Origin of the sequence: Streptomyces sp. NPDC046977, from assembly GCF_040644455.1 — a bacterium.
Classification (GTDB): Bacteria; Actinomycetota; Actinomycetes; order Streptomycetales; family Streptomycetaceae; genus Actinacidiphila.
Genome location: NZ_JBEYWO010000011.1, coordinates 1 through 13,760, shown reverse-complemented (window position 1 = coordinate 13,760; position 13,760 = coordinate 1). Strand labels below are relative to the sequence as shown.

At 68.3% G+C, this 13,760-nt stretch carries 13 protein-coding genes; 7 read left to right on the top strand and 6 right to left on the bottom strand.

The window, feature by feature from the left end; genetic code table 11:
• The first annotated feature begins 142 nt into the window (after positions 1-142).
• Genes ABZ883_RS18330 through ABZ883_RS18320 form a run of 3 tightly spaced genes read left to right on the top strand, consistent with a single transcriptional unit; the run spans position 143 to position 2,996 of the window.
• Positions 143-781 carry an HD domain-containing protein gene (locus tag ABZ883_RS18330; protein ID WP_360907039.1) on the top strand — a complete coding sequence of 213 codons (639 nt, stop codon included), beginning with the start codon at positions 143-145 and terminating at the stop codon, positions 779-781.
• Between the two features lie 25 nt (positions 782-806).
• A complete protein-coding gene (locus ABZ883_RS18325; protein ID WP_360907036.1) occupies positions 807-2,054 on the top strand; it encodes an MFS transporter in 1,248 nt (415 codons plus the stop codon).
• Positions 2,055-2,075: 21 nt separating this feature from the next.
• Entirely contained in the window at positions 2,076-2,996 is a 921-nt protein-coding gene (locus ABZ883_RS18320) for an NADP-dependent oxidoreductase (RefSeq protein ID WP_360907033.1), read from the top strand.
• Between the two features lie 21 nt (positions 2,997-3,017).
• Here the strand turns inward: ABZ883_RS18320 and ABZ883_RS18315 are convergent, their stop codons facing one another.
• The 3 genes from ABZ883_RS18315 to ABZ883_RS18305 all read right to left on the bottom strand — a co-directional run bounded on the left by ABZ883_RS18315 (position 3,018) and on the right by ABZ883_RS18305 (position 4,814).
• Complete coding sequence (locus ABZ883_RS18315) at positions 3,018-3,491, bottom strand: VOC family protein (protein ID WP_360907031.1); 474 nt, start codon at positions 3,489-3,491, stop codon at positions 3,018-3,020.
• Positions 3,492-3,577: 86 nt separating this feature from the next.
• Positions 3,578-3,817: a hypothetical protein gene (locus tag ABZ883_RS18310; RefSeq protein WP_360907029.1), complete on the bottom strand. Its 240-nt coding sequence runs from the start codon at positions 3,815-3,817 to the stop codon at positions 3,578-3,580.
• A 154-nt stretch (positions 3,818-3,971) separates the two neighbouring features.
• Complete coding sequence (locus tag ABZ883_RS18305; protein WP_360907027.1) at positions 3,972-4,814, bottom strand: LysR family transcriptional regulator; 843 nt, start codon at positions 4,812-4,814, stop codon at positions 3,972-3,974.
• 258 nt (positions 4,815-5,072) lie between these two features.
• Between ABZ883_RS18305 and ABZ883_RS18300 the strand changes: the two genes are divergently transcribed.
• From ABZ883_RS18300 to ABZ883_RS18290, 3 genes are all read left to right on the top strand, one after another.
• Complete coding sequence (locus tag ABZ883_RS18300; RefSeq protein WP_360907025.1) at positions 5,073-5,861, top strand: SDR family oxidoreductase; 789 nt, start codon at positions 5,073-5,075, stop codon at positions 5,859-5,861.
• 11 nt (positions 5,862-5,872) lie between these two features.
• The gene (locus ABZ883_RS18295) at positions 5,873-6,220 is read left to right on the top strand and encodes a carboxymuconolactone decarboxylase family protein (protein WP_360907024.1); all 348 of its coding nucleotides are present in this window, start codon (positions 5,873-5,875) and stop codon (positions 6,218-6,220) included.
• Positions 6,221-6,418: 198 nt separating this feature from the next.
• A complete protein-coding gene (locus ABZ883_RS18290; protein WP_360907022.1) occupies positions 6,419-7,225 on the top strand; it encodes a hypothetical protein in 807 nt (268 codons plus the stop codon).
• A gap of 72 nt (positions 7,226-7,297) precedes the next feature.
• Here the strand turns inward: ABZ883_RS18290 and ABZ883_RS18285 are convergent, their stop codons facing one another.
• The 3 genes from ABZ883_RS18285 to ABZ883_RS18275 all read right to left on the bottom strand — a co-directional run bounded on the left by ABZ883_RS18285 (position 7,298) and on the right by ABZ883_RS18275 (position 12,287).
• The gene (locus ABZ883_RS18285) at positions 7,298-8,677 is read right to left on the bottom strand and encodes a S53 family peptidase (protein ID WP_360907020.1); all 1,380 of its coding nucleotides are present in this window, start codon (positions 8,675-8,677) and stop codon (positions 7,298-7,300) included.
• Positions 8,678-9,598: 921 nt separating this feature from the next.
• Complete coding sequence (locus ABZ883_RS18280) at positions 9,599-9,895, bottom strand: DUF397 domain-containing protein (RefSeq protein WP_360907018.1); 297 nt, start codon at positions 9,893-9,895, stop codon at positions 9,599-9,601.
• 283 nt (positions 9,896-10,178) lie between these two features.
• Complete coding sequence (locus ABZ883_RS18275; protein WP_360907016.1) at positions 10,179-12,287, bottom strand: ATP-binding protein; 2,109 nt, start codon at positions 12,285-12,287, stop codon at positions 10,179-10,181.
• Between the two features lie 127 nt (positions 12,288-12,414).
• Here ABZ883_RS18275 and ABZ883_RS18270 point away from each other — a divergent pair, with 127 nt between their 5' ends.
• On the top strand, positions 12,415-13,443 hold the full coding sequence (locus ABZ883_RS18270) for a DNA cytosine methyltransferase (protein WP_360907014.1): 1,029 nt from the start codon (positions 12,415-12,417) through the stop codon (positions 13,441-13,443).
• Positions 13,444-13,760 lie beyond the last annotated feature (317 nt).

The window sequence follows — 13,760 nt, the reverse complement described above, 5'->3', positions numbered from 1 at the left end:
TCCTCGGTGGTGGTGATGTCGGTATTCGAGTGGTTCCTGGCCGGACCGAGGCGGCGGCGGAGCCGCGCGCTCGGCATCGTGGACAACAGAGGCACTGCCCACTTCTCAGCGTCTCCACTGTCTCATCGAAAGCGCATGCACCATGACCGACACCATCGCAAGCATCGAAACACCCGACACCGCGGCAGTGGCGGAGGCCACCGCATTCCTCCGGGAATCGGCCGGCCCCCTCATCGTCCACCACTCCCATCGCGTTTTCCTCTTCGCGTCCCTGCACGCCCGCGATCTCGGTCTCCGGCCCGATCCGGAGCTGCTCTTCATTTCCTCGATGTTCCACGACACCGGGCTCGCGACGCCGTTCTCCGACGCGGAGCAGCGCTTCGAGCTCGACGGCGCCGACCACGCCCGCGCGTTCCTGCTCGCCCGCGGGTTCCCGCACAGCGCCGCCGAGGTCGTCTGGACGGCGATCGCGCTGCACACGACGCCCGGCATCCCCAGCCGGATGGGCCCGGTGACGGCCGCCATGAATTACGGCGTCCTCACCGACGTGCTCGGCTGGGGACTGGACAGGCTGGACGCCGGGCAGGTGGACGAGATCGTCGCCGCCCATCCGCGCGGAGAATTCAAGAAGGGATTCCTCCAGGCATTCGTCGACGGGCTCAAGAACCGCCCGGACACCACTTACGGGACGATCAATGCGGACATCCTCGAACGCTTTGTCCCGGGATTCCATCGCACCTCGATGGTCGAGCGCATCGTCGACGCGCCCTGGCCGAATTGACGCCGGGGAAACCGGAGGACATCCGATGACACCGTCGGCTCCCGTGCGCGACCGCCGCCGTCCGGGCCGGCCGGCCGGCTTCACCGTGTTGGCGGTCGCCACCGTGGTGATGATGGCGACCGCGAGCGCGCCCTCGCCGTTCTATCCGCTGTACCGGGAGCGCTGGGGACTCTCGGTCACCATGGTGACGGTCGTCTTCGCCGTGTACGTCGCGGGCCTGCTCGCCGCCCTGCTGACCCTGGGACCCCTGAGCGACCGCCTCGGACGCCGCCCGGTCCTGTTCGCGGCGCTCCTGCTGGCCGCCGTGAGCACCGCCCTGTTCTGGACGGCGAACGGCGCCCCGTCCCTGGTCGCCGCGCGGGTGGTGCAGGGCGTCGCCACGGGAACGGCCACGAGCGGCCTGGCCGCGGGGCTGGTCGAGTTCTCGCCCGCGGGACGCCCGCACGCGGGGACCACGGTGACGTCGGTCGGCACGAACACCGGGCTGGCCGCCGGCGCCGCGGTGGTCGGGCTGATGGTGAGTCACCTCGCCCACCCCGACACGTACGTCTTCGCCCCCCTCACCGCCGCCTTCCTCGTCCTGGCGGGACTGGTCCTGCTGATCCCCGAGACGGCCGCGCCGGGGGCCGCCGCGACGGCCGCCCGCCACCGGGGCCCGCGCGTTCCCCCGGCGGCCCGGACCCGGTTCCTGGCCGCCGTGCCCGCCCTCGTCGCGGGCTGGGCCGTGACGGGGCTGTTCCTCGCGCTGACCCCGTCCCTGGTCACCGGCGTCCTGCACGTGACCTGGGGCGCGGCGGGCGGCCTCGACATCGCGGCGCTGTTCCTGGCCGGCGCGGTGGGCGGCGTGTGGTCGCTGCGCCGCACGGCACGGTCGGCGACACTGCTGGGGGCGGCCCTCCTGGTCCTCGGGGCGGCGGGACTGGCGGCGGCGGTCGCGGCGTCGTCGGCGGCCGGCTTCGCGTGCGGTGCCGTCCTCGCGGGCCTGGGATCGGGGATGACGTTCAACGGGAACCTCCGCGCGATCGGCGCGGTCACCACCGCGGACTCGCGCTCGCAGGTGTTCTCGGCCGTCTACGTCGTCAGTTACGCGGCCCTGAGCCTTCCGGCGCTCGCGGCCGGACTCCTGGCGCCCGCCTGGGGACTGAGGACCACGAGCTTTGCCTTCATCGGGTTCGTCGGCGTGCTGTCGGCGGTCGCCCTCGCCCACGCACGGGATGCCCGCTCGGCCCGGACACCCGCGACAGCCGACTCCGCCACAGCGAACATCCACTGACTACCGGACACAGGAGCAGCCATGCAAGCCCTCACCACGTCGGACCGCGAGGCAGGCCTCGGCGGACTGGCCCTGGCCCACCTGCCGTACCCCCACGCCGCCGAGAACGACGTCGTCGTCCGCGTGCACGCCGCAGGCTTCACCCGCGGGGAACTCGACTGGCCGGCGACGTGGTCCGACCGGGCCGGCCGCGACCGCACCCCGACCGTGCCCGGGCACGAGGTCTCGGGTGTCGTGGCGGCCCTCGGCTACGGAACCACCGGCGTCACGGTCGGCCAGCGGGTCTTCGGACTGACCGACTGGGCCCGCGACGGCTCGCTCGCCGAGTACGTCGCCGTGGAGGCCCGCAACCTCGCCGCGCTCCCCGCCGACGTCGACCACACCGTGGCGGCCGCGCTGCCGATCTCCGGACTGACCGCCTGGCAGGGCCTGTTCGACCACGCGCGGCTCACGACCGGTCAGACCGTGCTGATCCACGGCGCCGCGGGCGCCGTCGGCTCGGTCGCGGTGCAACTCGCGCACGAGGCGGGGGCGCGCGTGATCGGCACCGGCCGGGCCGCCGACCGGGACACCGCGCTCGCGCTGGGCGCGCACGTCTTCCTGGACCTCGACGCCGGCGAACTCGCGGACGCCGGGGAGGTGGACGTGGTCTTCGACGTGATCGGCGGCGACGTCCTCGCCCGCTCGACCGCGCTCGTGCGCGTCGGCGGCACGGTCGTCACCATCGCGGAGCCGCCCACCGTCCGGCCCGAGGACGGGCGGGCGCTGTTCTTCGTCGTCGAACCCGACCGCGCGCGCCTCGCGGACCTGGCGCAGCGCGTCCTGGACGGGCGCCTGTCGGTGCGGGTGGGCGCCGTCCGCCCGCTGGCCGAGGCGGCCGCGGCCTTCGCGCCGGACCGGAGCGTCCAGGGCAGGACGATCATCCGGGTCGCGGAGGACTGACGGCGGCCGGCCGCCGCGGTGTCAGCGGCCGGGCAGGCGCTCCGTGATCTCCTGGAGCAACCAGCCGTTGCCGTCCGGGTCGCTGAAGGTGGCGTACGAGGCGTAGGAGGTGCGGCCGGGTTCGGGACCCTCGATCCGTTCCTGGCCCGCACCGCGGTGGACGGCCTCCCCGCCCTCGTGCCCGTGGTGGAGAAGGCCTCCGGCGTCGTGGAACACCTCGCTCATCCCGACGCCGCGGCCGACGAGTTCCTCGCGGGCCTTCTCGACGTCCGCGACGATGAGGTACAGGCCCTGGACCGTGCCGGGGGCGGTGGAGATCGTTCCCTTGCCGAAGATGATGGAGCACTGCGACCCGGGCGGCGTCATGTGGACCAGCCGGTATTCGTCGCTGAACGTGTTGTCGACGTCCAGACGGAATCCCGCCGCCTCGTAGAAACGCTTGGCCCGGTCGACGTCGGAGACGGGCAGCACGATAGCTTCGAGCTTCAGATCCATTTCTTTCACCTTCGGGGAAGAGGAATCCGGAAGAAGGCGGCCGGCGGGTGCCCGCCCGGGGCACGGGGGTCACGACGCCGCGGCGCTCACGCGCGGCTCTCGGCCGCACGCTCGGCGGCGTAGCAGACTCCGCAGGTCAGCCGCCGGGCCTCGACGGCCGGGGCGGAGGCGCCCGCGTGGCCGGTGACCGGGGCGCCGGAGACATGCAGGTGCCCGCCGCAGATGCCGGCCCCGCAGCGGGCGCAGGCGGCCACGGCGATGGCCGGATCGAGGGTGACCGCCACGGTCGTCGCACGGCTCTCCAGCACGCAGTCGTAGCACTGCATAACGGCTCGCCTTTTGTCGCTCACGAAGAATCTGACCCCAAAATTTTACACCCGTCCGCTTCCGGGCGCATGCCCGCGATTTCCTTCCGGGAATTCCGGGAATGTAAATCGGCGGCCGTTTCTGAAATCCGAATTCCGGAATGTGCGCCGGCCCTTACTTCCCCGATTCCTCTGGGGCCTCCCCGGAGCGGACGAGGGCGGTGACCAGGTCGTCCAGGTCGGCGCCGAGCGGGGTGTCGCAGTCCCACACGGCCTCGTAGGCGATTTCGACGGGCGCCCCGGCCTGGACGAGGGGGCGGCAACTGGCATGCTCGTGCGCGACCTTGGACCGGGGAAGCAGCGCCGACCCCAGGCCCATCGCCGCCCATTCGTCGACCGCCCGGAAACTGGCGGCCTCGCCGGGATAGGCGTGCAGGGCCAGGTCGCTGCCGCGGAAGAGCTCCGTGGTGAAGGTGGTCAGCCCGCAGGTGCCGGGGCCGAGGATGTAGGTGGCGTCCGCCACGGCCTTCAGCTCGACCGGGTCGTCGTCGCCGGAGGCGACGGGGTCGACCACCACCACGGGTTCCCGTGCGACGACCCGGTGCCGGAACGCCGGCAGACCGGCCACGGCGGGCACGAGGACGATGTCGAGGCGGCCCGCCCGCAGGTCGCCGCTCAGCGGTTCGAGGTCCGCTTCGCGCAGGACGAGGTCGCGTGGACGCTCCAGGGAGCGGGCGGCCTGGAAGACCCGGGCGACCAGATCGGCGCCGATCAGCGGGGACACGCCCAGGCGGATCGTCTCGGCGACCGGGCCGGCCAGCCGCCTGCTGTCGGCGACCAGGACGTCGAGGGAGTCGAGGACGTCGTCGATCAGGGGCAGGATCCGCGCGCCGTGCGCCGTGGGCCTGGCCCCGCGCGGCGAGCGGTCGAAGAGCGTGACGCCGTAGGCCCGAGCGGCGGCGCTGAAGGACCCGGTCCGTGACACGGCCTGGACGTAGCGCAAAGCCTCGATGTTCACGGAGACGATTATTCCCTATGGGTGATAACCAACCGCTATACCCGCATTCGCCAAGATCCTCTACCGGGGTCCCGCGGGCCGCCCTACTGTCGGAGGCGTTCCCCCTGGACGCGGCCGTACCGACTCCGGTCCCCGGACGCCGGCGGAACACCTCTCCAGCACACGGGAAGGGCGCAGCGCCCGGTCCCCGCCCATGGGCGATGCGAGCCCCTGCGGCCCCGTGCACCCCCACGCACCCCACGCACCAAGGAGCACGTCATGTCCAGCAGCACCCTTGACTTCACCGGGCGGAAGGCCGTCGTCGTCGGCGGCACCAGCGGCATCGGGCTGGCCGTCGCCCGCCTGGTCGTCGAGGGCGGCGGCACCGCCGTTGTCACGGGCCGTTCCGAGAGGAGCGCCGCCAAGGCGGTGGCCGAACTGTCCCGCCACGGCGACGCCACGGGCCTGGCCGCCGACCTGATCGACCGCGCCGCCGTGGACCGGCTGCGCGGCACGCTGACCGAGGACCACGCCGACGCCACGCTGCTCGTGAACTCCGCCGGGATCTTCGAGCCGAAGGCGTTCCTGGAGCACACGCAGGAGGACTACGACCGCTACCAGGCCCTCACACGGGCCTTCTACTTCATCGCGCAGACCGTGGCCGGCAACATGATCGCCCGCGGCGACAAGGGGGCCTTCGTCAACATCGGCGGCATGCTGGCGCACCAGGCCATGGCCGCCACCCCGTCCTCGGCGTACTCCGTGGCGAAGGCCGGGCTGCACTCCCTGACCCAGCACATGGCGATGGAGCTGGCGCCGTACGGCATCCGCGTCAACACGGTGGCGCCCGCGGTGGTCCGCACGCCGATCTACGAGGCGTTCATCCCGAAGGACGAGATCCCCGCCGCCCTCGACGCGCTGAACACCTTCCACCCCCTCGGCCGCGTGGGGAACCCGGAGGACGTCGCTCCCACGGTGGCGTTCCTGCTGTCCGGCCAGGCGGACTGGGTGACCGGCGCGACGTGGGACGCCGACGGCGGCGTCAGGGCCGGCCGCAACCAGTACTGACAGGAGCCGACATGACGTACCACGAGCACACCGACCACCAGTACGCGAAGCACATACGCGCCGGCGCCCCGGAGGCCTTCAAGGCGTTCATGGCCTGGGACACCCAGGTCATGCGCGGCGGCGACAAGGCCGTCCCGCCCAAGTGGACCGAACTCATGGCGGTGGCGGTGGCGTTGACCACGCAGTGCGCGTACTGCATCGAGGCCCACACCAAGGCCGCGCACGCCGCGGGCGCGACGCAGCGGGAGCTGGCGGAGACCGTCATGATCACCGCCGCCCTGCGCGCGGGTGGCGGCTACGCGCACGGCTTCATGGCCATGAAGTTCTTCGACCAGGCCGAACGGACCCCCGCCCCCTGACGCGTACGCGAAGGCCGCCGCCGGGATGCCCGGCGGCGGCCCGTAGTCGGAGAGGCACCGCCGCGGCTTCCGGGGGCGTTCTGGAGCGCCCCGCGTCGTATCGTCCTCGCCCGGGCGGGAACTAGTATCGCGGCCATGCCGAGCCCTGGGGAGAACGGCCGTAGTCAGAGGGCGGCCCCGGCCCCCTGGCGGGCCACGGTGGTGAACCATGAACGGACGGTCGGCCGACCGCCCTACGAGCGGGCCCGCGCCGAAGGACAGCCGCTCGCACGGCGGGAAGGTGTACGCATCCAGGGCGCGGTCGGGGAGATCGGCTGCGTCGACGCCTCGGGCCGTACCCGTTGGACCCAGCCCATCGCCGGACGTCCCAACGCCGCCCACATCTCCGGCGGCAGGGTCCTGGTCACGACGGACTCCCTCGACTACACGCCTTGGGGCAACCTCGGCCCGGCCCTGCTGCTCGACCTGGCGAACGGCGCCCTCGTCGCCGAACTGCGCGGGGAGCGCGGCACGGCCCTCCGCGGCGGCCGCTTCCTGCTCGGCCTGGAGGGCTACTCGTTCTTCGACACCTGGGAACACGACCGTGACGGCACCGTCGTGGACTCCTGGCGCAGCTACGGCCACTACGTCGTCGGCACCGGCGTCCGCGTGGTGGAGGCCGACCGCGCCCTGCCGACCCGCAGCCGGGTGGTCCGGTTGCTGCCCGGCGGCGGCATCGAACGCGGCCCGCAGCTCACCGACCCGCAGGTCCCGCGGCCACTGGTCCTGGAGGACGGCACCATCCTGGTCCTCGACGCCGGGGCGCTGCGCGCCGTGGACCGCCGGCTGGAGGACACCGTGCTCGCCGAACTGCTGCCGGTCGACCCCCACCGGCTCTCGGTCCACGTAGGGGCGTTGAGCCGTGACGGCGACCGCATCACCGCGGTCATCGCCGAGCCCGACCCAGGTGATCCCACCCGGCACACCGTTCACACCTGGACCATCGCCCTCCACCCGGGCCCCTGACAGCGGCCCACACCTGCCGGCGCGGGCCCTGGCAGTGCTGCGCCAGGGCCCGCGCCGCGGGACGGGATGCGGTCAGCCCTCCTTGGCGAGGGCCGGGACGAAGCGGGCCGCGTCGATCGTTCCGACGCCGGTCGCCATGTCGTAGCCCTTCACCGCGGTGTAGCCGGTGACGCCCGCGTAGCTGTTGTTCGTACCGTCCTTCACGTCGACGATCCCGGTGGACGGGTCGGTCGAGGAGCGTGCGTACAGCGAGTACAGGGCCTGGTGGATGTCGCCCAGCCGGTGCCCGGCGGCCTGGTCGGCGAGCGCGACGATGCCGGCGAAGAGCGGGCTGGCCTCGCTGGTGCCGACGTAGACGTCCCAGCCGACCCGCTTCGGGTTGAAGCTGGAGTACACCCAGGCGCCGCCCTTCAGCGAGGCGGACATGGACAGGTCGGGGGTGCCGCGGTGGTCGCCGACCCGCTGCACACCGTTCTGGTACGAGGGGCGGGAGAAGACGTGGGACAGACCGCCGCCGCCGGCACCGGCGTCGTTGTAGACGCTGTCCGGCGCGATGCGGTCGCCCTTGGCGTCCAGGTGCAGCTGGGTGCCTCCGACGGAGACCACCAGCGGGTCGGCGGTCGGCCAGGCGTTGACCCGGTACGGGTAGTGGGATGTGCCGTCCGACGTGGTGTTGGTGGCGCCGCTGTCGCCGGAGGCGGCGACGAGGGTCACCCCGTGCTTCTGGGCGTCCTTGAAGGCGTAGCGCAGGTTCTCGATGCTGGAGAAGTCACCCCGATTGAAGCCGGGGAAGCTGTTCTCCGCCACGCCCCAGCTCTGGCTGATCACATCGCCCACGCCGCGGTCGATGAGGGCCTTCTCGGCGTCCATGACCTCCCGCAGGCCGGTGGTGCCGTCCCCGATGCGGCCGACGCCGGTCTCCGCGAGGACGATGTGCGCGTCGGGGGCGACGGCGTGCGCCATCTCGACGTCGAGGGTGGTCTCGCCGGCCCAGGCGATCTGGTCCTGGTCGTTGGTGTCGAAGCGGGGGACCTTGCCCCACTTGACGATGTCGACGTGGGTGCTCTTGATGCCGAAGCGGGCGCTGTAGACGTCCAGGTCGTGCTGGACGGTGGGGGAGCCGAACGGATCGACGATGACGATCGTGCGGCCCTTGCCGGTGATACCCGCGCGGTACAGGGGTTCGAGGTCGTACGCCTGGCGGAACTGGCTCGCGGAGTAGCAGGCGATCTGCCACTTCTCCCGGCACTCCGCCGTGGTCATCAGGTTGTGGGCCGCGTTCTTCGACTCCTGCCCGGCAGCGGGCGCGGGCTTGGCCCCCGGCGCCGGCTGCACGGGCGCGGCGACGGCGGCGGACCCGGACAGAAGTGTTGCCGCTGTTGCGACACTGGTGAGGCTGGTGATCCAAGCTGCGGCGACCGCAGTGCGCCGCCGCGCATGAATCCTGCGCATAGATGCTCCTCGTAGTGGACTAGACCACGTTCGGCCGTTGCCCGCGATCTCACTCCGAGGACGCCCGCGGGGCAAGGGAATGCCCGTGTGGGACTTGTCACTGCTTGGTCTGATTCGATGGGGTATGCCGGTGCGGGGAGGTGCGCGCAGCGCAGGCTCCAACCGTGCAGGAACGGGACGTTGAGGTGTCGGCTACATCTGGCCGGACCGCTGCCGGGTTCACCCGATATCACCGATATAGCACTTATGTGAGACGCCTCACGGCGTGACCGTCAGTACTGAGCCGTCACCCGAAGCCCGCATCACAGCGGGCGCACGGCGCGGAGCCACAGACGTAGGTCAGCTTGTGCGCGATGCCGGGCTGGCCGTCCGCAAGCGCACGGGAGTGCGGGTCGACACGGCGAGGGGCTGCGGCAGCAGCCAGCTCGCCGCAGTCTCGTTCATGTACAGGGGGCCGTGCTCGCCGAACACAATGAAGTCCTCGGCTTGGCAAGCGGTTCGGGGGCCCAGACGTTGACGCCCTCAAAATGAGGCGGGCGGCCAGCAAGTAGAAGTGGTCCGTGGGGGTATCGACGAGTCAGGGGTCCCGCAGGGCTTCCTCGATCAGCACCACGAGGTCGGCGATCGCTGCGGCACAGCTCACCAGGGGATCCTCATGGTTGGCCAGGACCAGGGGCATCCGTCGATCAGCCCCCGACCACTGACGCACCAGCCGGGCCGGAGCAGGCAGAGCCGCAGACCTTGCCGAGTAGACGGCGCCCTGAGGGCACAGCCGGGACCAGAGATCGTCCCACCCGGGGATTTGCGCCTCCGCCCCCACGGAAGCGAGCAGGCCAGCGACATCTTCCACTGTGCCGTAGGCGTGGTGGAGCCGGGACCAGTCCGTCCAGCAGAACTGGGGGAGCGGTCATTTACGACGGGTCAGAATTCGCCGTCCCGGACGCCGAGCCGAAACGCCGCCCACTCCTCCGCGGTGAACCGCAGCGCTGGCAGTTCCGGGTTCTGCGAATCCCAGAGCGCAACGGCCCCTCCGCCGAGGTCCGCAACCTCCACGCACGTCTTCGTCCACCTGTTGGTGTAGCTGCTGGTGACCCAGTCCGCGTCACTCAGGTCCAGGGCGTACAGATCAGCCTTCACGTCGTCCATCATGGAATCTCCCGTTGCTACGGCATGGACGATCTCCCCCTCCAGCATCACTCCGACAGCCCCGACGTGCATCCCGCCCTCCCGGCCGACCGGGGGCTGCCAGGTGACCTTGGCTGGCGGCGGGGTCTCTTGGCCTTGTGTGAGGTACCCCCGGCAGGATCCGACCCTGCGCACACGGCTCCGGAGGCCCTTTCGCTGCGAAATCAAGCTGCAGGTCAAGGGCCTCGGCCGCTGGGCGGAGCCGACTCTTGTCCACGTATGGTCCGTTCAGGACGTAGGGACCAGAGGACGGCACCACTCATCCAGTACTGCCGCCGTAACCCAGAGAGCCCCGCCGATAGGTTGGCGAACTTGGTTAAATCAGGCGGCCATCATCCTCCGGACTGCGACGCTGTCCTCCGACTAGGGGAGTTGGAGCTTCGACCGCCGCATCCCATTCATGGCGAGTGCTTTCGACGCGAGCAAGGAAGTCCTTGTGAGATCGTTTCGTCGAGTCAAGTAGCTCATGCCACGTGCGATGTGTAATGCGAGGGTCGCTTTGCAAGGACGAGGCTGAAGCATAGTTGAGGCGGTCAACGTGATCCACGACGAAAGTGAGTCGCCGAATAGGGAATTGATCACCCAGTTCTGGGTTTGAGTCCAGGAAGTTGCTGAGTGAAACGAGATATCCTAGCGCGTTTAGGAACTCTGCGTCAGTTAGGTGATAGCCCATCCGCTTGATCTCGACGATCCACAGAATTCCCGAATCGTGGAGTAGGACGAAATCCGGCTCTTTCGCCTTAGTTTCGATTGCGGTGGTGACTAGGCGGATGCCCGTATTCTTGCGGTACCAAGATTCGAAACTGGATCGAACTCGCTTCAGGGATTCATTCATGCCGAGAGGAGTCCACTCTGGCGCGAGGATCCACGGAGCCTGCTCGATCAGTTCCTGTAGCGGACGTTCGAGTGTAGCTCGGTCATCCACCAGAGATTCGAGCTTGGCGACCACCTCAAGCCTTTCCGCGGCGACCTGCCCCAAGGAGTACATCTCGGCGATGCGAGCCTTCTTGAAAAGCTCCATAACGGCGTCGACCGTGGTTTCGGTACTCTTGGCCACCTCGCGCAGGGCTTCGAGTAGGCTTCGATGAGGAGCCAGTGAAACCGCAAGATTCGCGATTCTCTCAACTTGTTCTGGGTTGTTGAGTGAATCGGGGTCCACGTCCTTGACCAGCAGTTCCGCTGCCTCCGTCACCGCTTCGCGGTAGATCGGATCCCCAGGAGCCGTGCTCATGAGCTTTGCGGGCAGGTCAGACTTCTCCATGAACAGTTTCGTCTTCTCCTGCCGAGCGGCTTCGTCGCTCCTTTTAGCAAGCTCCTTCACGAGTTGTTTCCCCCAAGCGGAAAGCGCTTCCCCTAGATCTGACGACCAGATGATGTCTTGGCGATCGGACCTGATCAAGTCTTCGTCATCGTCAAGCCATTCGGCATGCAGCTCGCCTACGATGTAGCTGCGCAGCTTGAATTCGCCAGTAAATCCAGCTCCGATGCCGAATTCTCGGGTCTTTGCGACGAATTTTCCGCGCGAGTAGATTCGGACGCCGGCCATGTACTCGTCTTTGTATGGCTTTAGGGTGTAGGCTACATATCCCTTAACGGGCAGGAAAGTATCATTGAATGGGACGGGCCTGCCGTCGAGGTCGATACGCGTATTTGGCATGAGGTCAACCATCAGTCGACCTAGGACGAATGAATCCCTTGGATTGGTAGAATCAGTGACACACACCTTCCAGTCGTGGCGCTCCAATCCGAAGCGTGCGGCCAGTTGGCGATCCAGATCCTCCTTTGCGGGGACGCGCTTGCGCGAGAAGTCGCGGAGCTTCACGGTCGTGCCGTGACTCTCAGACCAGGTCCCGTCCAGTGCGCCCGGCGTGGGGTGATATTCACGATCAGTATCCGTGAGCATGTCCGGGAGATGCAGAATGATATGCGAAGTGGCATACCCCTGGTCTGTTTCGTCGCCGCCTGACGAGATGATCTCGACGGTCTTACAGATACCGAACGGTGCTAGCTTACCGATGCCCTTACGGCCCATCACGGGCCGCAGCTTCTCTCGCGACCTATCGCCCCCGTCCGGTCGCGTTCGACGGTCCGCCCCTACCGTCAGATAGTGCTCGTTCATCTCACTTCGTGTCATCCCGTGACCGTCATCCTTGATGACGATTTCGAGCTGGGATGAGGCGGTGGGAAGTTTTGGGTCGTAGAGGAAGACGCCCCAAGGCAATGAAATCTGGACGTCTTCGGCGTCGGCGTCATATGCGTTCGAGATAAGTTCAGCGAGAACGGCGGAAACGCGGTCGTAGAGCTTGATTCCCAACTTGTCGATGGTCAGTCGGCTGATCTTCATCGTGTAGGGATGCTGCTCGGCGGTCGCAGCCCCCTGGCTCCCGACTTCTTCCTCCAACGGCAGCTGAGGTGCGTCGGACATGGTCCCCCCCTGAGGTCGATGTGCGAGCCTTCATGCTGCATGACGGTTCGTCACCCGCGCTACCCTGTAGAGCGAGAGCTGAGACGAACCATGGTCAACAAGCTTGCGGCTGCGCTAACATCCCCGCGTGAAGCCGTCAGCTATCGACCTGTTCGCCGGTGCCGGCGGAGCCACTCGGGGGCTCCGTGATGCTGGCTTCGATGTGCTTGGTGCGGTCGAGGTCGACGGAAGCGCTGCTCAGACATACCGGCTAAACCATCCCGGGACGCACCTGATCGAATCGGACATTCGTACGGTAAGCGCCTCGGCGCTTCGTCGAAGTCTTGGTCTGGGTCCCCGCGAACTCGACTTGCTCAAGACGTGTCCCCCATGCCAGGGCTTCTCAACGCTGGCCTCGGGCAAGGGACTTGCGGATGACGAAAGAAACGACCTAGTTTTTCATACTGTCCGCTTCGTCAGGGCGTTCATGCCGCGGGCTGTGCTGCTTGAGAACGTCCCCGGACTGGCGCGCGACGCTCGGCTCGGCTCGATTCGTGAATCCCTGGCGGCGCTGGGATATGCGAGCCGGATATACGAATTTGAGGCGTCGCGTTTCGGTATTCCTCAGCGTCGTAAGCGTCTTATCATGATTGCGCTTCGGGGGCGCCGCTTCCAGCTACCTGATGACATCGGCGCCATCGTTCCGGAGTATATTTCAAGTGCGTCCGCGCAGACGGCCTTTCGCGAGGTTGCTGCCACGCAGCGCTCAGATGACCCGCTCTGGAAGCATCGGACGCACAACGCAAAGGTTAGCGCCCGGATAGCCGCAATTCCCGTGGGTGGGAATCGTTTTGACCTGCCCGAGGAACACCAACTTGACTGCCACAAGAATCTATCCAGGCGGAATGCGACCGCTTCGTATGGGCGAATCAAGCTGGGTGAGCCGGCGCCAACTATGACGACGAGATGCACAACTCCCGCGTGTGGGTCGTTTGTCCACCCTACCGAGAATCGCGGAATCACTCTCAGGGAAGCGGCCGCAATCCAGACATTCCCCACGAATTATGACTTCATTGGGGATTATGGATCGATTGAACGTCAGATCGGGAATGCCGTACCCGTGCGGATGGCTAAAGTGTTGGGTGTCGTAATTAGGCGTTTGCTTCCGGGTGGCTGATCTCCACGATTCGGCCAGCGCGCCCTTGGGACGGTGTCGGCGTAGCGGCTTTGGGCTGGAGCTGTCATGGGGTGAGAGATCGGGGCCCGTAAGCTTGCGGCGACTCGGGCAGTCTGTGGACCTGCCCGCTAAGGCCCGATGTGGGCCCCGATCTTCGAGGCTCGCCCCATGATGGCTGCGTAAAGCCGCGGAGCCGACCCCCCCAGCCACAGCGGGTTTCCTCTCGGCAACCTTCGCCGTCTGGCGGGCGGCCGGCGGCCGGGCCGGAGCGGGGCGCAGACAGGAGCGGCGGCCCGAGGCGCCGGGCCGCGCGCCGC

What these genes read in the sequence shown, in the direction of transcription:
- ABZ883_RS18330 (WP_360907039.1), top strand. Translation starts at nt 143, where the DNA reads ATGACCGACACCATCGCAAGCATCGAAACACCCGACACCGCGGCAGTG.
- ABZ883_RS18325 (WP_360907036.1), top strand. Translation starts at nt 807, where the DNA reads ATGACACCGTCGGCTCCCGTGCGCGACCGCCGCCGTCCGGGCCGGCCG.
- ABZ883_RS18320 (WP_360907033.1), top strand. Translation starts at nt 2,076, where the DNA reads ATGCAAGCCCTCACCACGTCGGACCGCGAGGCAGGCCTCGGCGGACTG.
- ABZ883_RS18315 (WP_360907031.1), bottom strand. Translation starts at nt 3,491, where the DNA reads ATGGATCTGAAGCTCGAAGCTATCGTGCTGCCCGTCTCCGACGTCGAC.
- ABZ883_RS18310 (WP_360907029.1), bottom strand. Translation starts at nt 3,817, where the DNA reads ATGCAGTGCTACGACTGCGTGCTGGAGAGCCGTGCGACGACCGTGGCG.
- ABZ883_RS18300 (WP_360907025.1), top strand. Translation starts at nt 5,073, where the DNA reads ATGTCCAGCAGCACCCTTGACTTCACCGGGCGGAAGGCCGTCGTCGTC.
- ABZ883_RS18295 (WP_360907024.1), top strand. Translation starts at nt 5,873, where the DNA reads ATGACGTACCACGAGCACACCGACCACCAGTACGCGAAGCACATACGC.
- ABZ883_RS18285 (WP_360907020.1), bottom strand. Translation starts at nt 8,677, where the DNA reads ATGCGCAGGATTCATGCGCGGCGGCGCACTGCGGTCGCCGCAGCTTGG.
- ABZ883_RS18280 (WP_360907018.1), bottom strand. Translation starts at nt 9,895, where the DNA reads ATGCACGTCGGGGCTGTCGGAGTGATGCTGGAGGGGGAGATCGTCCAT.
- ABZ883_RS18275 (WP_360907016.1), bottom strand. Translation starts at nt 12,287, where the DNA reads ATGTCCGACGCACCTCAGCTGCCGTTGGAGGAAGAAGTCGGGAGCCAG.